The organism is Nitrobacter sp. TKz-YC01, assembly GCF_047824785.1.
GTDB lineage: Bacteria > Pseudomonadota > Alphaproteobacteria > Rhizobiales > Xanthobacteraceae > Nitrobacter.
This window is the reverse complement of record NZ_CP181167.1, coordinates 2,542,456-2,560,810: the sequence shown is the minus strand read 5'-3', so window position 1 is coordinate 2,560,810 and position 18,355 is coordinate 2,542,456. Positions and strand designations below refer to the sequence as shown.

Sequence of the window (18,355 nt, the reverse complement as noted above, 5' to 3'; positions counted from 1 at the left end):
TGGCCGCTACTGCTGCATCAGAAATCCGGTCACCGCCTCGGTGAAGGCATGTGATTGTTCGACGTTGGAGATATGCGCGGCATCGAGAATGGTCATGCTGGCGGAGGGAATCCGGCTGCGGATGTATTCTCCGGCCGCGACAGGCGTCGACTGGTCGTGCCGTCCGGCGATGACCAGCGTAGGGCTTTTGATGCGGGGCAGCAGCTCGCGCTGATCCAGGGTGCTCAGCGCCTCGCAGCAGGCGATGTAGCCTTCCACCGGGGAAGCGCTCAGCATGGCTTTGATCTTCGCGGTGATCTGAGGTTCGCGCTCGCGAAAGCCGGAGGTCAGCCAGCCGCTGATCACAGTCTCGGCGATCGCGGCGAGGCCGCCTTCCTTCACGGTCTTGATGCGGGCGTGCCAGTTGGCCGGATCGGGATAGTAGCAATTCGTGTTGGCGAGAATGATGCGGTCGAAACGTTCCGGCGCATGGGCTCCGAGCCATTGGCCGACCATGCCGCCCATCGACAATCCGCACCAATGCGTCTTCGCAATGTTGAGGTCATCGAGAATCGCCAGCACGTCCCGGCCAAAGCGCTCCATTGAATAGGGACCGGGCGGCACGCCGGACTTGCCGTGGCCGCGCCGGTCATAGCGGATGATCCGGAACAGCTTGGACAGTGTCGCCATCTGCGGCTCCCACATCTGCAGCGTGCAGCCGAGCGCGTTCGACAGCATCAGCGTTGGGCCGCCGTCGCGCCCCTCGACGGAAACATTCAGCAGGCAGCCGTCCGCATCGATCATGGGCATTGTCGTTTCTCCTGCCAGCCTCAAACGTTTGAAACGGGAGCGATTCCACCGCCGTCTCTTTCTTTTGCGACCGTCGTCCTCTACGTCAAGGGTGGGCGCTTTCGGAACAGCGTGACCGCCGACCAGGAGGGCAAGCTCATGGCGATGACAGTGAACGGCGAGGTCGAACTCGCAGCCTCCCGCGATCTTGTATGGGCCCGGCTCAACGACCCCGAAGTCTTGAAAAGCTGCATTCCCGGTTGCGAGGAATTCATCAGGACCGACGAGAACCAGTTTCGGGCTGTCGCCAGATTGAAAATCGGTCCGGTATCCGCCCGCTTCAAGGCCAGGGTGACGCTCAGCGATATCGACCCGCCGAACGGATACAGGATCGCAGCCGAGGGGGAAGGCGGCGTGGCCGGATTCGCGAAGGGCGAATCAACCGTGGTGCTGCTCGATCATCATGGCGGCACTCTTCTGAAGTACGAAGCCGCGGCGCAGATCGGCGGCAGGCTGGCACAACTGGGGCAAAGGCTGATCAGCGGTACGGCCAGGAAGCTGGCCGGTGAATTCTTCGCGAAGTTCGCCAAAGCCGTTGAGGGATAAGCGCGATGCGGGGGTAGACCCATCGACGATCCCTTCGGCGCTGCCGGCGCTGCCCGCATGAACCCGTTACTAGAGCGTTTTCAAGCGAGTGGACACCGGTTCGCATGAAGAAAACGCGTGAAATCAAAATCATAGAGCCTCGCTTCTGATTCCATCAGAAGCGAAAAGGCTCTAGGGTAGGTCATGTCGTGCTATAAAGCGCGATCATTTCGACGTGCGACCGTAGAGAGCGCCAATGGCCAAGATTTCGCTGCTCGTGAACGGCGAACCGACCACCGCCGACATCGATCCCCGCACGTTGCTGGTGCAATTCCTGCGCGAAAACCTGCGCCTCACCGGCACCCATGTTGGATGTGACACCTCGCAGTGCGGCGCCTGCATCGTGCATCTCGACGGGAAGGCGGTGAAGTCATGCACCGTGCTGGCGGTGATGGCCGACGGACACGCGATCCAGACCATCGAAGGTCTTGCAGCCGACGGCGCCCCATTGCATCCGATGCAGGAGGCGTTTCGTGAGCACCATGGCCTGCAGTGCGGCTTCTGCACGCCCGGCATGATCATGAGCGCGATCGATATGGTTCGCCGCAAGGGCCACGATCTCGACGAGCGTACCATTCGCGAGGAACTGGAGGGCAATCTCTGCCGCTGCACCGGCTATCAGAATATCGTCGCATCGATTGCGGCCGGCGCGACGGCGATGGCCAAATCCGATCTCGCGTGAGATTGGGCAGCACCGCGGGACGACGCCAGGGAACCTGAGCCATGTACGAATTCAAGTATCACCGGCCGGAGACCTTGCAGCAGGCCGCCAACCTGCTGGCCGGGAACGAGGACGCCATGCTGATCGCGGGCGGGCACACGCTGGTGCCGGTCATGAAGCAGCGGCTTGCGAGCCCCGCGCACCTGATCGATCTTTCTCATATCGAAGGGCTCGATAGCATCGAGATGAGGGAAGGCCTGCTGGCGATTGGCGCAACCGCGACGCACGCCGATGTCGCCGACTCCCCGATTGTGGGCGAGGCCATCCCGGCGCTCGCCGAACTCGCGGCGATGATCGGAGATCCCGCCGTGCGCCACAAGGGCACCATCGGCGGCTCGCTGGCCAACAACGATCCCACCGCCGATTATCCGGCGGCGTGTCTGGCGCTCGGCGCCACCATCGTCACCAGCAAGCGCCGTCTGGAATCAGATGACTATTTCCAGGGAATGTTCTCCACCGCGCTGGAGGCGGATGAGATCATCACCCAGGTGATGTTTCCGCTGCCGAAGCAGGCCGCCTATCAGAAGTTTCGCAACCAGGCCTCGCGCTACGCGCTGGTAGGCGTGTTCGTTGTCCGGCTGCCGTCGGATGTCCGTGTCGCCGTCATCGGCGCAGGGGCCGACGGCGTGTTCCGCGTGGCGGCGTTCGAGGAGGCTCTGAAAACAAGTTTCACGTCGGAATCGCTTGAGGGGCTGAGTGTTCCCGCCGATGGCCTCAACAGCGACCTGCACGGCAGCGCGGAATATCGCGCGCATCTGATCGGGGTGCTTGCGCGCCGCGCCGTTGATGCAGCGAACGACAGGGCATGACATGCGCGATGCTCGCCGCGCCGGGACGGGCCTCATGACGGCGGAATCGGCGCTGCCGTCGTCCGTCGATGCCACGCTCGATCTTCTGGCGAAGCACGGCTATTTCGCCGGGCGTTCGCTGGCGACGGTGGTGTTTCTTTCGCTGCGCATGGCGCGGCCGCTGTTTGTCGAGGGCGAGGCGGGCGTCGGCAAGACCGAGATCGCGAAGGTGCTGTCGGCCGCGTTGGGCCGCAGATTGATCCGGCTGCAATGTTACGAGGGATTGGATCTCGCCTCCGCCGCCTATGAGTGGAACAGTCACGCTCAGATGATCTCAATCCGGCTGGCCGAAGCAGCGGGCGACACCGATCGCGAGCAGTTGTCCGGCGATATCTTCGCCGAAAAATTTCTGATCAAACGGCCGCTGCTCCAGGCCCTGGAGCCGGATGTCCGTGGTCCGCCGGTGCTTCTGATCGACGAACTCGATCGCGCGGATGAGGCTTTCGAAGCCTTTCTTCTGGAAATTCTCAGTGACTTCCAGGTGACGATCCCCGAATTCGGCACCGTCAAGGCGGCGCCGCCGCCGATCGTCGTCGTGACGTCGAACAGGACGCGTGAAATTCATGATGCCTTGAAGCGCCGCTGTCTCTATCACTGGGTGGATTACCCTTCCGCCGAGCGCGAACTTGCGATCGTCAGGTCACGGGTGCCCGGCATCTCCGCGACGTTGTCGCAGCAGGTGGTGGGTTTCGTGCAGGCGCTGCGCAACCGGGATTTCTACAAGAACCCGGGCGTCGCCGAGACCATCGACTGGGCGACGGCGCTGACCGAACTCGATACCCGTTTGCTGACGCCGCAGATCGTTGGTGATACGATCGGCGCGCTCCTGAAATATCAGGACGATATCAGCCGGATGCAGGACGATGTCGTGCAAAACCTGCTGAAAGAATCCGCCACCGGGCCATGAGGCGGAATTAGCATGGCCATCAATCACTTCGATTCGCCGGCCGGCCACATCGCGGACAACGTCGCTGGCTTCGCCCGTACGCTGCGCGCATGTGGTCTTCCCGTGGGTTCGGGCGCGGTCATCGATGCGCTGAAGGCTTTGCGCCTGATCGACATCGGCAATCGCGCTGATGTCTTCAGCACGTTTCAGGCGTTTTTTGTCACGCGCCACGATCACGCGCTGATATTCGCCCAGGCCTTTGATCTTTTCTTCCGCGTCGCGAAGGAAGGGAAGAACATGCTGGATCCGGTCCCGCCGCTGGACCAGGTCAGGAAATCGCCGCCGTCGGCGTCCCGGCGCGTTCTTGAGGCATTGTCACAGCCTGCGGTCACGAGCGAGCGCGAGGCGTCGGAGGGACAGGAGATTCAGCCTTCCGTCTCCGACCGAGAGGTATTGCAAAAGAAGGACTTCGCGCAGATGAGCGCGGCCGAACTGGCCGAAGTGACGCGGATCATCGCGAAGATGAAACTGCCGCTGGCCAGACTGCGCACACGTCGCGCCCGGCCCGATCCACGAGGAGTGCGGCTGGATCTGCGCCGCACGCTGCGCGGCGGCCTGCGCACCGGAGGCGAGATTGTCGATATTCATCGCCTCGGCAGGATCGACAAGTCGGCTCCGATCGTAACCCTGCTCGATATCTCGGGCTCGATGAGCGAATATACCCGCCTGTTCCTGCATTTCCTCCATGCCGTCACAAACCGGCGCGGGCGCGTTTCGGTTTTTCTGTTCGGAACGCGGTTGACGAATGTCACGCGCGCGCTACGGGCGCGCGATCCCGACGAGGCGCTGGCCGCGTGTTCCTCGGTGGTGGAGGATTGGGCGGGGGGAACGCGGATCGCCACCTCGCTGCACGATTTCAACAAGCTGTGGGGCAGGCGCGTGCTCGGGCAGGGCGCCGTGGTACTGCTGATCACTGACGGGCTGGAGCGGGAGGCCGACTCCAGGCTGGCCTTCGAGATGGATCGGCTGCACCGATCCTGTCGCCAACTGATCTGGCTCAACCCTCTATTGCGCTATGATGGCTTTGAACCCAAGGCGCAAGGCATTAGGATGATGTTGCCGCACGTTGACGAATTTCGCCCGGTGCATAATTTGTCATCCATCGAGGGACTCATTGCCGCGCTTTCCCAAGCACCGGGACGACATGGTCGCGGTGCCTCCCGCGGCTTGAACGAGGGGCATCATGCTCGATCGCGATGAGGATATTCTGAGGGCGGCGGAAAGTTGGACGGAGGCGGGCAAAGGCGTTGCGCTGGCGACGGTCGTCGAGACCTGGGGCTCCGCGCCGCGTCCGGCCGGCTCTAGCCTTGTCGTCAACGAAGACGGCACGTTTCTGGGATCGGTCTCGGGCGGTTGCGTCGAGGGGGCCGTGGTGACCGAGGCGCTCGACGTGATCTCCAGTGGGGCGCCCAGGATGCTCGAGTTCGGCGTGGCGGATGAGACGGCGTGGACTGTCGGCCTGTCATGCGGCGGCAGGATCAGGGTATTTGTCGAGAAAGTCGTGTAGTGCCATTGCTGTATGTTGACGCATTTGATTCCGGACGTTCCTTGTGAAGCTCGCCACCCTTTCAGCGATCAATGCCGAGCGAGCCGCGCGGAGGCCGGTAATCGTGGTGACCGATATCGGTAATGGCGAGCAGCGCCTCGTGAAGGCCGCCGACATCGCCCGTGATCCGCTGCATATCGAACTGGAACGGCATCTGCGCATGGGCAAGAGCAGCGTGATTGAAGTCGAGGGCCGGGAGGTGTTCCTCAACGTCTACGCGCCGACAGCGAAGCTTGTGATCGTCGGCGCGGTTCACATCAGTCAGGCGCTGGCGCCGCTGGCGCGTTCGCTCGGCTACGATGTCACCGTGGTTGATCCGCGCTCGGCGTTTGCAAGTCCGGAGCGCTTTCCGGACGTGAGGCTGATCGCGGATTGGCCGGACGCTGCGCTGCCGGCGCTCGACATCGATCATTATACAGCCTTCGTTGCTGTCACTCACGATCCCAAGATCGACGACCCCGCGCTATTCCACGCGCTGGGTCGCGACTGCTTCTACATCGGAGCGTTGGGTTCGCGGAAGACCCACGGTCAGCGCGCCGTTCGCCTGAAAGCAAGGGGAGTTTCCGAGGCCGGCATCGAACGCATTCACGCGCCGATCGGTCTTCAGATCGGCGCGATCTCGCCCTCCGAGATCGCGGTCGCCATCATGGCGGAGATCACGGCGCAGCTGCGGCTGCCGAAAGCGAGCGCGGCATGAAATTTGGTCCCGCTACTCCGGACGACGCCCTCGGCGGTGTTACCGTTCATACCCTGCGGCAGGGTGCGTTTGTACTCAAGAAGGGCACCATCATCGGGCCGGTGGAGGTTGAGGCTCTCAACAGGGCGGGCGTAAGGGAGATCGTTGTCGTCCGTCTCGAGGACGGCGATGTGTCCGAGGATGTGGCGGCAGCGGATGTCGCGAAAGCCGTCGCCGGTGATGGCGTCACGGTGGAGCGGGCGTTTACCGGCCGGGCCAATCTGTTCGCCGCGCGGGCTGGCGTGTTGGTGGTCGATCGCCCGGCGGTCAACCGCATCAACAATATCGATGAGGCCATTACGTTCGCCACGCTGCCCGCCTACAAGCCGGTCGTGCAGGGTGAGATGGTCGCCACCGTCAAGCTGATTCCGTTCGGCGTTGAGGCGAAGCTGCGCGATGCCGCGGTGACGGCGGCACGAAGTGACGTGTTGCGGGTTGCGCCTTACCGCATCAAGCGCGTCGGCATCGTTTCGACCATGCTCCCCGGTCTTGCGCCGAAGGTGATCGACAAGACCTTGCGCGTGACCGCCGAGCGTCTTGCGCCGGCGGGCGCGACCATCATTGCCGAGCGACGCGTGCCGCATGAGGAGTCCGTGTTGTCGGCCGCGATCAAGGAAATGCTCGATCTCGGCGCCGAGCTGGTCATCGTGTTCGGCGCATCCGCGATCGCCGATCGCCGCGACGTCATTCCCGCGGCTCTCACCGGCGCCGGCGGCGTAGTTGACCATTTCGGCATGCCGGTCGATCCCGGGAATCTGCTTATGATCGGGAAAGCGCGCGGCGTGCCGGTGCTGGGTGCGCCGGGCTGCGCGCGGTCCCCCGTCGAGAACGGGTTCGACTGGGTGCTGATGCGCCTGCTCGCCGGATTGAAGGTCGCCAGGCGCGATCTGACCGGCATGGGGGTGGGCGGCCTGCTGATGGAAATCGTGACGCGGCCGCAACCTCGCATTTCACCCGCGGCTGACAGTAACTGCAATGTCGCCGCATTGATCCTGGCCGCTGGGCTTTCGACCCGCATGGGTGGTCCCAACAAGCTTTTGGCGGAGCTGGTCGGCAAGCCGCTGGTGCGCGTCGTGGCCGAGCAGGTGCTGGCATCAAAAGCGTCGAGCGTAACCGTCGTCACCGGCCATCAGGCCGCGGAGGTCGAGCGTGCGCTGCGAGGACTCAACGTCACGTTCGTATACAATCCGGATTTCCCCGATGGTTTTGCCAGTTCCATCAGGGTCGGCATAGGTGCGATCCCGAAAGAGGCAGGAGGCGCGCTGGTCTGCCTGGGGGACATGCCGCTGGCCGATGCGGGTCTTATGGATCAGCTGATCGCGGCCTTTGCACCTGATCTCGGCCAGTTGATCGCCGTGCCTGTCAGCGACGGCAGGCAGGGCAATCCGGTGTTGTGGTCGCGGCGCTTCTTCGGCGAGCTCATGTCGCTTGACGGCGACATTGGTGGGCGCCATCTGCTTGCGAGTCATGCCGCGGCGGTGGCGGAAGTCCCCGTCGATGCTCACGGCGCCTTCTTCGATATCGATACGCCTCAAGCCCTGGCAGCGCTTCAACGCGGCTGATACCGCGCTGTCAGGAGTTCCGTTGCAAACTCACTTTCGGAACAGGGCGCTGATGCGTCCGTAAACGCCGTTGCGGTCGAAACTGTCCTGCACCAGGCCGACGCCGGCCGACCACTCCAGTATCCCCGTCTTGAAGCCCGTGAGGTGGGCGCCGAGCCGGTACTGGGTGCTGAACCGATCGGTGGACATGGACACTTCGGGCCCGATCCAGAACCGGTCGAACAAGCGCCAGCCTGCCGCAGCGCGGGCGCTGTAAACCGAGTTGACGGTGGTGACCGCGGCGGCGGCGGCGACCATCATCGCTGGCGTGGGCTCCCACCACACTTCGCTCGCCAACTGGACGCCGAAACGGCTTCCGCTCAGCCTGTCGATCTGGACGGCGGGTTTGAACCCGCGAATTTCGAGGGTTGGACCGGCAAACACCCGGACTTCGAGGTCGCCGCGCTTGATCCGCCAGCCGGGCAGGGCCGAGGCGCGGAAGATATTGGTGGTGAAGCGGCGCGTCGCGGTATCGTAAAATTCAATGTTGTCGGACATGAACAGACGAACCAGAAAGCCATCCTTGTTCAGGTCGCCCTGCGGGGCCAGCAGCATTCCGTCGTATCCGGCCAGACCGTTGCGCCAGACGTCAACGCCGCTGAAAAACAGGAACCGTTCGGGTTTGGAGCCGCCGATGAGATTATCGGTCAGCGGCGGGCCGGTCACGGGCTGGGCCACTGACCGACCAATCGCCGGCCACGCCAGCAAGGCGGCCATGCAAACTGCGCGCACGCGCCCCAATGTACCCCAGCCCCCGCAAGTTCCAAGCGCCCCTACGTACAACTACTGATAGCAGGCGGGCGGGGTATCGCGTAGTGAACAATATGGAAACACCCTTAAGGTTTTTTTAACCGTCTGAGCTCTCAACGCGGCCGCGCGATCAGGTTTTCCACCGTGACGCCATCGCGGGTTTCGATGGTCTCGGCGATCCATCGACGGTGACAATGCTGATGATCACGCTCATAGCAGAGGAGGCAGACCGGCCCGGACTGCCTCACAAGCGCCGAGAGTTCGTCGATTTCCTCGCGGGCCTGCAGCGTCTTCAGATGCGCGGCGTAAATCTCGTGCAGCAGGTCGAATTTACCGCTGCGCCGGGCCAGCCTGCCCGGCTTTGGCGTTCCAAGCCCCCGCAAGTGCAGGTAGGCGATGCCGCGATCGCCGAGGCTTGCGGCGAGCTGGTTCTTTGAGAAGCCGGGGCGGCGGGACGATGTGACCGCGCGGACATCGACCAGCCACTTGATGCCGGCCCGTTGCAGTTCGTCGAGGACGGCTCGGGCCGGGGTCTGCTCGTAACCGATGGTGAAGAGCGGCGCCGTCAGCGTCATCCCGTGCTCCTTCATGTCACCCGTGCAATCAACTCCATCGCGCCGGCGGGCGCGCGCACCTTGCCTTCATGAATCACATAGGCGAACACGTCGCGCGGTATTTTCTTCGGCCGGGCTTCGTCCACGCGCGGCAGATCGTCTGGTTCCTCGCCCGCGGCCCAGGATTGAAAACGCTTCGCCCAGGCATCGAGCTGCTTCGGAGGATAGCAAGTCTCAATCCCGTCGCTGCCCCTTTGCAGGCGCGCATAGACGAAATCCGCGGCGATATCGGCGATCGCCGGATACTTGCCGTGCTCGGCGAATACGACCGGCACCTGGAACTGGCGCAGGAGCGAGATGAAGACCGGCGTGCGGAAACTGTCGTGGCGAACCTCGACGACGTGTCGCAGCGCTCGCCTGTCCAGCTTTCGCGGCAGGAGCTCGAGGAATTTGCCAAAATCGGATTCGTCGAATGCCTTGGTCGGCGCGAACTGCCACAGCACCGGTCCGAGATGGTCGCCCAGTTCCAGCACGCCCGAATCATAGAAGCGGTTCACCGAGTCGCCGGCCTCGGCCAGCACCCGGCGATTGGTGGCGAAGCGCGGGCCCTTCAGCGAGAATACGAAGCCGTCCGGCACCTCGCGCGCCCATTTGCGAAAGCTTTCCCGCTTCTGCGATCCATAATAAGTGCCGTTGATCTCGATGGAGGTCAGCCTGGAGGCGGCATATGCCAGCTCTTTCGCTTGCGCGAGCTTCTCCGGGTAGAAAACGCCGCGCCAGGGTGCGAAGGTCCAGCCGCCGACCCCGATATAAATGTTGCCTGCTTTACTCGCCATTGGGGCCCTGCCTCTTGCGGACGCTCCGATCGTACCTACTTTAACACCAACGGCGATGTCGAAGCCCGCTCCATCGCCGGAACGACCACGGGATGACAGGGCTGCGCCGGATGTACGCGCGCTCCGTTGTTCGTGGTCGTTGGCTTCGGTCGGCTCCCCACACATTGCTCTGGCTTTTATCAGGATTTCTGGCTCGCGGCCGGTTCGGTCCTGCGTCCGCTGACGATGCCCGTCATCTTGGCATTGGCGGCGGCCGCGGATATATGCTGGCGCCATGAATGAAGCCATCAGACCGGAGCCGGTCGAGCCATCAATCGGTATGCCGCGCCAGCTTTCGGTCGTCGTGCCCACCTTCAACGAGCGCGACAACGTGGTTGCGTTGTATCGGAAGCTGACCGCTGCGCTGAAGGGAATCGCGTGGGAGGTCATCTATGTCGATGACAATTCTCCCGACGGAACGTCGGACGTGGTGCGCGAACTGGCCGCGGTCGATCCCCGTGTTCGCTGCATCAGGCGCGTCGGCCGCCGCGGACTGTCCGGCGCATGCATCGAGGGCATTCTGGCGTCGAGCGCGCCGTGCGCCGCGGTGATGGATGCCGACCTTCAGCACGATGAAACCCGGCTGCCGGCCATGCTCGCGCTGCTGGAAAGCAATGCCGCTGATCTGGTCGTCGGCAGCCGCTACATCGAGGGCGGCAGCGCCGACAGCTTCGACAAGCAGCGCGCGAGCTTCAGCATGCTGGCAACCTCGGTCGCGAGGAAGCTGCTGCGCATCGAGATCGCCGACCCCATGAGCGGCTTTTTCATGATTCGCCGCGACCGCTTCGAACGGCTCGCGCCTGAGCTTTCGACCCAGGGTTTCAAGATCCTGCTCGACGTGATCGCGACGGCGCGCGGCGCATTGCGAGTCACCGAAGTTCCCTACACCTTCGGCTCGCGGCTGCACGGCGAGAGCAAGCTGGATTCGATGGTCGCGCTGGACTTTCTCGGTCTTGTGCTGGCGAAGCTGACGCATGATGCGGTGTCGTTGCGGTTCCTGCTGTTCGCGCTGGTGGGATCGGTCGGCGTCGTCGTGCATTTCGCCGGCCTGTTTGTCGCGCACGAAGTGCTGGCATGGCCATTTCCGCACTCGCAGGCGTTCGGCGCGATCCTAGCGATGACGAGCAATTTCCTGCTCAACAACCTCCTGACCTATCGCGACCAGCGCCTGAAAGGCTTGGGGATTCTTCGCGGCCTCCTGATTTTCTATCTGGTGTGCAGCGTCGGCCTGCTCGCCAATGTCGGCGTCGCGTTCTCGGTCTACAATCAGGAGCCGATCTGGTGGCTGGCGGGCGCGGCCGGCGCGCTGATGGGCGTGGTCTGGAATTACGCGGTATCCAGCCTGTTCGTGTGGCGCAGGCGATAGCGCGGCGATGTGCCTGACCGATACGTGGTCTGTCCGCGCCGTCGTTCTTACGGTCCTCGCGCTGGTGGCGTTGCGGCTGGTCTGCGCGTCCTTCACTCCGCTGACCTTCGACGAAGCTTACTACTGGACATGGTCGAAACATCTGGCTGGCGGCTATTACGATCATCCGCCGCTGGTGGCGGTGGTGATCCGCCTCGGCACCATGATCGCGGGCGATACCGAACTCGGCGTGCGGCTGGTGTCGATCCTGCTGGCGCTGCCGATGACCTTCGCTGTCTACCGCGCCACCGTGCTGTTGGTGGATAGCGCGCGCGCGGCGGCGACGGCAGCCGTTCTTCTCAACGTCATGCTGATGGTCGCGGCCGGCACCGTGATCGTGACGCCGGATGCGCCGCTGATGGTGGCATCGAGTTTCGTGCTGCTGTGTCTCGCCGAACTGCTGGTGGGCGGGCGCGGCGTCTGGTGGCTCGCTGTGGGCGTAGCCGTCGGTGCGGCGCTGCTGTCGAAATATACCGCGCTGTTTTTTGGCCCGGTGATCCTGATCTGGCTGGTGGCGGTGCCGGAGCTGCGGCGCTGGCTGCGGACGCCGTGGCCTTATCTTGGCGGGCTGGTCGCGCTGGCGATCTTCGCGCCGGTCCTCATCTGGAATGCCGAACATCATTGGGTGTCGTTCGCCAAGCAGTTCGGCCGCGCGCGCGTCGATCAGTTCACGCTTCGCTATATCGTCGAGCTGATCCCGGCCCAGATCGCCTTCGCGACGCCGCCGGTGTTCGCGCTCGCCGCGATGGGGCTGTTTGCATTGTCGAAGCGTGGCGAGGGCACGCGCGCCGCGCGGGTGCTGATCAATGCGACGGTGTGGACGCTGACGATCTATTTCGTCTGGCATTCGCTGCACGCTCGCGTCGAGGCCAACTGGTTTGGGTCGATCTATCCGGCGCTCGCGATCGCTGCGGCGGTTGCTTCCGACGTCACGCGCTGGCAGCCGCGCGGCCGGAAATTCGCCGATGCTTGCCGCCGCTGGGCGCTGCCGGTAGGCGTCGGCATGTTCGTGGCGCTGGTGGTGCAGGTGAACACCGGAATCCTTTCAGGCTATCGGCGCGATGCCTCGGTGCGCAGCGTCGGAGTCGGCGTGCGCGATCTTGCCGCCGGGATTGAAGCGTTGCGCGTGAAAAGCGGCGCGCGCTGCGTGCTCGCTCAAGGATATGGCGTGACGAGCTGGCTCCGGTTCTATCTGCCGAAGGACACTTGCGTGGCGCAGCACTTCGAGCGCATTCGCTGGATCAACGCGCCGCCTCCGGACATGGATCAACTCACCGGCAGGCTGCTTTTCGTCGACGACGGGTCGGATAACTGGCCGCCTGTCGCGCAGTCTTTCAATCATGTCGAGAAGATCGCAATGCTCGAACGCAAGCGCGGTCCGCTGACGATCGAGACCTTCGCTATCAACGTGGTGGCGGAGCCTTCGGGCGACGTGCTCGCGCCGCTACCGGCGGAGTTGAGATAGCGCAAGTATTTCGAACATACGGAACGCACTGTCCCTCCGGACTTGCAGGACGATCAAAAAAGTTCTACCTATAGGTAGAAACTATTGGAAGGAGGAGTTCTGTGTCGAAATACGATCGTCTTGGCGACTTTCTGAGAAGCCAGAACCACGAGCGCGTACCGATGTCGTTTGCGGAGGTCGAGCGGATCACACAAACTAAATTACCCGCGTCGGCTCACAAACACCGACCGTGGTGGAGCAATAACCCGACCAACAGTGTACTGACGCGGGTTTGGCTTGAGGCTGGTTTCGAGAGCGAGCAGGTCGACATGGCAGGGCAGAAGCTTGTTTTCCGTCGCAAGGGGGAAGGTGACGGGCGATCATCCGGGCAACCGCAGCCTTCCGCTTCAGCACCTCTGCACCCGATACATCCGGCCTACGGTGCGATGAAGGGTATGGTGCGGATCATGCCGGGTACGGATATTGCGACACCCGCCGATCCCGAGTGGAGCAAGTCTACAGATGGTCGCCGCTGATGCGGCCTCTCTTGTGGGACACGTGCGCCGCAATCTGGATTTCCGATCAGGCGGAGCTGGCGCGAGCAGCCCTGGACTTGCTTGCTTCCGCTCACCGCGAGGGCGCGCCGTCCTACATCTCACCGATCACGGCATGGGAGGTCGGGTTGCTGGCGGCGCGGGGCCGGGTGCAGTTGCAGATCGCGCCGGAGCGATGGTTCGCGAAGTTGCTCGACATTCCCGGCGTTAAACTCGCGCCGATGCCGCCGGAACTTCTGATTGCGTCGTCATTCCTGCCGGGAACGCCGCCACGTGATCCCGCCGATCGTATCGTGGCCGCCACCGCACGCGACCTCGGAGCAACGCTCATCACGCGCGATCGGGTTCTGCTCGCTTATGGCAAGCAAGGGCACGTAAGCGTGGTGGAGTGTTGAGAGGACCGTGACCGTCTTTGAGCGTATTCGAACAACTGACGAAGCATAAACGAAAGGCCCGGCTTACGCCGGGCCTTTCTCATCGGTATTCAGCTTGGAAGGCTGATGGACTTTGGAAATCCATGCCGCCACATAAAGCCGGGCTTGCCCGGCTTTATGTATTTATAGTTCAGGGGCGGCGGTTTCTGACGCTATGCGTCAGAAATCCATGCCGCCCATGCCGCCGCCGCCCGGCATCGCCGGGGCAGGGCTGTTCTTCTTCGGCAGTTCGGCGACCATCGCTTCGGTGGTGATCAGAAGCGAGGCGACGGATGCGGCGTTCTGGATCGCGGTGCGCACGACCTTGGTCGGGTCGATGATGCCCTTGGAGATCAGGTTGCCGTATTCGCCGGTCTGCGAGTCGAAGCCGTGCGAATACTGCTCCTTCTCGAGGATCTTGCCGACGATGACGCTGCCGTCCTCGCCCGCGTTGATCGCGATCTGGCGGGCCGGCGCGGACAGCGCCTTGCGCACGATCTCGACGCCGGTCTTCTGGTCGTCGTTCTGGGTCTTGATGCGCTTGAGCTGCTCGGAGGCACGGAGCAGGGCGACGCCGCCGCCCGGCACGATGCCTTCCTCGACAGCCGCGCGGGTCGCATGCATCGCGTCGTCCACGCGATCCTTGCGCTCCTTCACCTCGACCTCGGTCGCGCCGCCGACGCGGATCACCGCGACGCCGCCCGCGAGCTTGGCCAGACGCTCCTGAAGCTTCTCGCGGTCGTAGTCCGAGGTGGTCTCCTCGATCTGCGCCTTGATCTGCGCCACGCGCGCCTCGATGTCGGCTTTCTTGCCGGAGCCGTTGACGATCGTGGTGTTTTCCTTGTCGATCATCACCTTCTTGGCGCGGCCGAGCATCTGCAGCGTGACGTTCTCGAGCTTGATGCCGAGGTCTTCGCTGATCGCCTGACCGCCGGTCAGGATGGCGATATCCTGCAGCATGGCCTTGCGGCGATCGCCGAAGCCCGGCGCCTTGACGGCCGCGACCTTGAGGCCGCCGCGCAGGCGGTTGACCACCAGCGTCGCCAGCGCCTCGCCCTCGACGTCTTCCGCGACGATCACAAGCGGCTTGCCGGTCTGCACCACGGCTTCGAGCAGCGGCAGCAGCTCGTTCAGCGAGGAGAGCTTCTTCTCGTTGATCAGGATGTAGGCGTCGTCCATCTCAACGCGCATCTTCTCGGCGTTGGTGACGAAGTAGGGGGAGATATAGCCGCGGTCGAACTGCATGCCCTCGACCACATCGAGTTCGGTTTCGAGCGACTTGGCTTCCTCGACCGTGATGACGCCCTCGTTGCCGACCTTCTTCATGGCGTCGGCGAGGAACTTGCCGATTTCGGAATCACCGTTGGCCGAGATGGTGCCGACCTGGGCGATTTCCTCGTTCGAGGTGACCTTCTTGGAGTTTCTCACGAGGTCGGCGACAACGGCCTCGACGGCCAGATCAATGCCGCGCTTCAGGTCCATCGGATTCATGCCGGCGGCGACCGACTTGGCGCCTTCCTTCACGATCGCCTGGGCCAGAACCGTCGCGGTGGTGGTGCCGTCGCCGGCCGCGTCGGCTGACTTGGAGGCGACTTCGCGCACCATCTGCGCGCCCATGTTCTCGAACTTGTCGTCAAGCTCGATTTCCTTGGCGACGGTGACGCCGTCCTTGGTGATGCGGGGCGCGCCGAACGACTTTTCCAGCACGACGTTGCGGCCCTTCGGACCCAGCGTCACCTTCACGGCGTTGGCGAGGATGTCCACGCCGCGCAGCATCTTGTCGCGAGCGTCGACGCCGAATTTGACATCTTTGGCTGACATGTTGAGTTGTTCCTTTGAATGATCGTGCAGGGAATGGCGCTCAGGCGGCCTTCTTCTTGGCGGGCGCGACGTCGGTGAGGACGCCCATGATGTCGGATTCCTTCATGATCAGGAGATCCTGGCCCTCGATCTTGACTTCGGTGCCGGACCACTTGCCGAACAACACGCGGTCGCCGACCTTGAGGTCGATCGGGATCAGCTTGCCGGCCTCGTCGCGGCCGCCGGGGCCGACGGCGACAACCTCGCCCTGCGATGGCTTTTCCTTGGCCGTGTCGGGAATGATGATGCCGCCTGCGGTCTTCTCTTCTGCGTCGATGCGCTTGACCACGACGCGGTCGTGAAGCGGACGGAATTTCATGCAGTCCTCCTAAGACATTGAAAATCTGTGATGTTTATGAATTCTGGCAGTCAATACCGGCGAGTGCCAGCATGACCGGACAGGACATAAGGGACGTTCAGGGCGCGGACAAGGGTGAAAGGCGGATTTTTTAAGCAATCCAGGGTGGAGACTGCCAACGTGGTTCACCGATCCTCGCCAGAGTACAGCCTATTGTTAGCAGGCGCGGTAAGTCGCTGCCAGAGCTAAGTTAATCAAACATACTATTTGTTTTCAGGCTTGTGATCGGGGCGGCGCGCCGTCACATTTTAAGGATGATCCGTCGAAGAATGGCGGCCGCCTGACAACGGTTCCGAAGCGGGTCTGGAGGCATTGGAGCGATCGGGGAAGTCGGCCCGTCACTTCGCCGATGGCGCAGCCTCCATTCAAGGAGGTTTGGACATGGTTTCGAAGGATGATGTGCGGCCTGGCGGCGTGACCGACGACTTTCGCAAGCAGGTGCTCGGCTATGGTCTGACGACCGCGGAAATCCTGTACCGCCGGCCCGATCGGCAATGGCTGTTGCAGAGCTACGTCTGGCAGAATTACGACATGTTTCCGAAGTTTCCGGCGCTGTGCGATTTTCTCGCCTTCTGGGAAAAGCAGCTCGACGGACCGCTGGTTTCAGTGACGGTGGCGCATTCGAGGCTGATCAAGCCTGCTGAATTGCGCGCGGTGGACGGCGTGTTTCGTCTGCATTGAGGGGAGCCTCACGATGGAACGCCGCCGGCCGTTGCCGTTTCGCCGTGGGAGGCGCGCGTCTTGACGCTGGCGCGGCTGCGCGTCATGTGATGATCGCGAAGGCGCGCATCCGCGTCAGGATCGTTTCCTTCTGATGGGGCGCGTTGCGTCCCGGCGCCCGATCGCGCCTGAAATTTCCGGTCTTCCGGCGTGCGCCCGGCACATGACGCGCCACGCCCGCCATGAAGCGGCAGGTCCGTGGCGAGGGGCAAGAGCCTGCTGACGGCGAGGAGAGGTGATGGGTGATATTGTCACCGCGGGCGTTCTGGTGATCGGAGATGAAATCCTGTCCGGCAGGACGAAGGACAAGAACATCGGATTCATCGCGGAATACCTGACGAATATCGGAATCGATCTCAAGGAGGTGCGCATCGTCGCCGACGACGAGGCCGATATCGTCGCGGCGGTGAACGCGCTTCGCGCGCGTTACACCTACGTCTTCACGACCGGAGGGATCGGCCCGACACATGACGACATCACCGCCGACAGCGTCGCGAAAGCCCTGGATGTCAGCATCGATTATCATCCCGAGGTGGTGGCGCGTTTCAAGGAGCGCTACCAGAAGCCCGGCGAGTTGAATGAGGCGCGGTTGCGGATGGCGCGCATTCCCCAGGGGGCCGAACCGATTCAAAGCGCAACCATTCTGGCGCCCGGTTTCCGGATCGGCAATGTCATCGTCATGGCGGGCGTGCCTTCGATCATGCAGGCGATGATGGATATCGTCGCGCCGACGCTGCGGGTCGGCGATCGGATGCTGTCGGAATCGGTGCGCGGCAATTGCCGTGAAGGTGACATCGGCACGCCGCTGCGCGAGATCGCCAACGCGCATCCGGACACCGCCATCGGCAGTTATCCGTTTCTCGACGAGAACGGAACGCCGAACACGAGCATCGTGGTGCGATCCCGCGATCAGGCCAGCCTGACAACGGCAATGGACGCCGTGAAGGCGATGCTGGCGACTCTCAAGCTGCCCCAGTAACGATCACTCGTTGTTCTGGTTGGCGTGCTTGCGCTCAAGTCCAGGGACATGCTTCGCTCGACAAGCGCTATCAAGAAAACAATCCTGACGGAAATCACCAAGTGACCGCTCACAAAACACCCGACAAGGCTTTTCCGGTGTCCTGGGACCAGTTTCATCGCGACTGCCGCGCCTTGAGCTGGCGGTTGAACGAGACCGGTCCCTTCCATGCGGTGGTCGCGATCACCCGCGGCGGTCTCGTTCCCGCCGCGATCGTGGCGCGCGAACTCGGTGTCCGCGTGATCGATACGGTGTGTATCGCAAGCTACGATCACCTCCACAAAAGCGAATTGAAGGTGCTGAAAGGCATCTCCGATATGACAGTGAAGCTCGGCGGCGGCTCAGGCAAGAATCTTCTGGTCGTCGACGATCTTGTCGACACCGGCGCCACCGCGCGCGTGGTGCGCGGCATGATTCCGGATGCGCATTTCGCGACCGTCTACGCCAAGCCGCTCGGCAAGCCGCTGGTCGATACGTTCATCACCGAGGTTTCGCAGGATACCTGGATCTATTTTCCGTGGGATCTCGATCTTGCCTTCGCTCCGCCATTGCGCGACGGCGCGGCGTAGAAAATTTCCGCCGTTCCTGCCTGC

General features: G+C 63.0%; 22 protein-coding genes. 15 read left to right on the top strand and 7 right to left on the bottom strand.

Features of this window, described 5'->3' with window-relative positions; genetic code table 11:
• Window positions 1–6: 6 nt before the first annotated feature.
• Window positions 7–789, bottom strand: a complete 783-nt coding sequence (pcaD, locus tag ACMYR2_RS12220) for a 3-oxoadipate enol-lactonase (protein ID WP_416193006.1) — start codon at window positions 787–789, stop codon at window positions 7–9.
• Window positions 790–927: 138 nt separating this feature from the next.
• Here pcaD and ACMYR2_RS12215 point away from each other — a divergent pair, with 138 nt between their 5' ends.
• The 8 genes from ACMYR2_RS12215 (at window position 928) to ACMYR2_RS12180 (ending at window position 7,772) form a co-directional block, all read left to right on the top strand.
• Entirely contained in the window at window positions 928–1,374 is a 447-nt protein-coding gene (locus ACMYR2_RS12215) for a carbon monoxide dehydrogenase subunit G (RefSeq protein ID WP_347264503.1), read from the top strand.
• A gap of 235 nt (window positions 1,375–1,609) precedes the next feature.
• Window positions 1,610–2,095: a (2Fe-2S)-binding protein gene (locus ACMYR2_RS12210; protein WP_347264490.1), complete on the top strand. Its 486-nt coding sequence runs from the start codon at window positions 1,610–1,612 to the stop codon at window positions 2,093–2,095.
• 41 nt (window positions 2,096–2,136) lie between these two features.
• Window positions 2,137–2,943, top strand: a complete 807-nt coding sequence (locus ACMYR2_RS12205) for a xanthine dehydrogenase family protein subunit M (RefSeq protein ID WP_347264491.1) — start codon at window positions 2,137–2,139, stop codon at window positions 2,941–2,943.
• 1 nt (window position 2,944) lies between these two features.
• Window positions 2,945–3,889 (top strand): AAA family ATPase, encoded by a 945-nt coding sequence (locus ACMYR2_RS12200; protein ID WP_416193005.1) that lies wholly within the window; start codon window positions 2,945–2,947, stop codon window positions 3,887–3,889.
• Between the two features lie 12 nt (window positions 3,890–3,901).
• On the top strand, window positions 3,902–5,128 hold the full coding sequence (locus ACMYR2_RS12195; protein ID WP_347264492.1) for a VWA domain-containing protein: 1,227 nt from the start codon (window positions 3,902–3,904) through the stop codon (window positions 5,126–5,128).
• Entirely contained in the window at window positions 5,112–5,435 is a 324-nt protein-coding gene (locus tag ACMYR2_RS12190) for an XdhC family protein (protein ID WP_347264493.1), read from the top strand. Before ACMYR2_RS12195 ends, ACMYR2_RS12190 begins: the two co-directional genes overlap by 17 nt.
• Before the next feature lie 43 nt (window positions 5,436–5,478).
• Window positions 5,479–6,171: an XdhC family protein gene (locus ACMYR2_RS12185; RefSeq protein WP_347264494.1), complete on the top strand. Its 693-nt coding sequence runs from the start codon at window positions 5,479–5,481 to the stop codon at window positions 6,169–6,171.
• Complete coding sequence (locus tag ACMYR2_RS12180) at window positions 6,168–7,772, top strand: molybdopterin-binding/glycosyltransferase family 2 protein (RefSeq protein WP_347264495.1); 1,605 nt, start codon at window positions 6,168–6,170, stop codon at window positions 7,770–7,772. The genes ACMYR2_RS12185 and ACMYR2_RS12180 overlap by 4 nt, the downstream gene beginning before the upstream one ends.
• A 30-nt stretch (window positions 7,773–7,802) precedes the next feature.
• On the opposite strand, the gene bcsS is transcribed toward ACMYR2_RS12180, so the two are convergent.
• The 3 genes from bcsS to ACMYR2_RS12165 all read right to left on the bottom strand — a co-directional run bounded on the left by bcsS (window position 7,803) and on the right by ACMYR2_RS12165 (window position 9,951).
• Window positions 7,803–8,477 (bottom strand): cellulose biosynthesis protein BcsS, encoded by a 675-nt coding sequence (gene bcsS / locus ACMYR2_RS12175; protein ID WP_347264496.1) that lies wholly within the window; start codon window positions 8,475–8,477, stop codon window positions 7,803–7,805.
• 197 nt (window positions 8,478–8,674) lie between these two features.
• Window positions 8,675–9,136 (bottom strand): DUF488 domain-containing protein, encoded by a 462-nt coding sequence (locus ACMYR2_RS12170; RefSeq protein WP_347264497.1) that lies wholly within the window; start codon window positions 9,134–9,136, stop codon window positions 8,675–8,677.
• A gap of 11 nt (window positions 9,137–9,147) precedes the next feature.
• A complete protein-coding gene (locus ACMYR2_RS12165) occupies window positions 9,148–9,951 on the bottom strand; it encodes a DUF72 domain-containing protein (protein ID WP_416193004.1) in 804 nt (267 codons plus the stop codon).
• 274 nt (window positions 9,952–10,225) lie between these two features.
• Between ACMYR2_RS12165 and ACMYR2_RS12160 the strand changes: the two genes are divergently transcribed.
• The 4 genes from ACMYR2_RS12160 (at window position 10,226) to ACMYR2_RS12145 (ending at window position 13,788) form a co-directional block, all read left to right on the top strand.
• Complete coding sequence (locus ACMYR2_RS12160; protein ID WP_416193003.1) at window positions 10,226–11,356, top strand: glycosyltransferase; 1,131 nt, start codon at window positions 10,226–10,228, stop codon at window positions 11,354–11,356.
• A gap of 7 nt (window positions 11,357–11,363) precedes the next feature.
• Complete coding sequence (locus ACMYR2_RS12155) at window positions 11,364–12,860, top strand: glycosyltransferase family 39 protein (RefSeq protein WP_416193002.1); 1,497 nt, start codon at window positions 11,364–11,366, stop codon at window positions 12,858–12,860.
• A gap of 101 nt (window positions 12,861–12,961) precedes the next feature.
• The gene (locus tag ACMYR2_RS12150) at window positions 12,962–13,375 is read left to right on the top strand and encodes a hypothetical protein (protein ID WP_347264501.1); all 414 of its coding nucleotides are present in this window, start codon (window positions 12,962–12,964) and stop codon (window positions 13,373–13,375) included.
• Window positions 13,375–13,788 carry a type II toxin-antitoxin system VapC family toxin gene (locus ACMYR2_RS12145; RefSeq protein WP_416193001.1) on the top strand — a complete coding sequence of 138 codons (414 nt, stop codon included), beginning with the start codon at window positions 13,375–13,377 and terminating at the stop codon, window positions 13,786–13,788. The genes ACMYR2_RS12150 and ACMYR2_RS12145 overlap by 1 nt, the downstream gene beginning before the upstream one ends.
• A 198-nt stretch (window positions 13,789–13,986) precedes the next feature.
• Here the strand turns inward: ACMYR2_RS12145 and groL are convergent, their stop codons facing one another.
• Together groL and groES are read right to left on the bottom strand one after the other, a co-directional pair.
• Complete coding sequence (gene groL, locus ACMYR2_RS12140) at window positions 13,987–15,627, bottom strand: chaperonin GroEL (RefSeq protein ID WP_416193000.1); 1,641 nt, start codon at window positions 15,625–15,627, stop codon at window positions 13,987–13,989.
• A gap of 40 nt (window positions 15,628–15,667) precedes the next feature.
• Window positions 15,668–15,985, bottom strand: a complete 318-nt coding sequence (groES, locus tag ACMYR2_RS12135; RefSeq protein WP_011315414.1) for a co-chaperone GroES — start codon at window positions 15,983–15,985, stop codon at window positions 15,668–15,670.
• A gap of 420 nt (window positions 15,986–16,405) precedes the next feature.
• Between groES and ACMYR2_RS12130 the strand changes: the two genes are divergently transcribed.
• Window positions 16,406–16,705 (top strand): usg protein, encoded by a 300-nt coding sequence (locus ACMYR2_RS12130; protein WP_347263157.1) that lies wholly within the window; start codon window positions 16,406–16,408, stop codon window positions 16,703–16,705.
• 82 nt (window positions 16,706–16,787) lie between these two features.
• Here ACMYR2_RS12130 and ACMYR2_RS12125 read toward each other — a convergent pair whose 3' ends face one another.
• Complete coding sequence (locus ACMYR2_RS12125; protein WP_347263158.1) at window positions 16,788–16,928, bottom strand: hypothetical protein; 141 nt, start codon at window positions 16,926–16,928, stop codon at window positions 16,788–16,790.
• 54 nt (window positions 16,929–16,982) lie between these two features.
• Here ACMYR2_RS12125 and ACMYR2_RS12120 point away from each other — a divergent pair, with 54 nt between their 5' ends.
• Window positions 16,983–17,723: a competence/damage-inducible protein A gene (locus tag ACMYR2_RS12120; protein WP_416192999.1), complete on the top strand. Its 741-nt coding sequence runs from the start codon at window positions 16,983–16,985 to the stop codon at window positions 17,721–17,723.
• Window positions 17,724–17,824: 101 nt separating this feature from the next.
• On the top strand, window positions 17,825–18,331 hold the full coding sequence (gene gpt / locus ACMYR2_RS12115) for a xanthine phosphoribosyltransferase (RefSeq protein ID WP_347263160.1): 507 nt from the start codon (window positions 17,825–17,827) through the stop codon (window positions 18,329–18,331).
• Window positions 18,332–18,355: the final 24 nt, after the last annotated feature.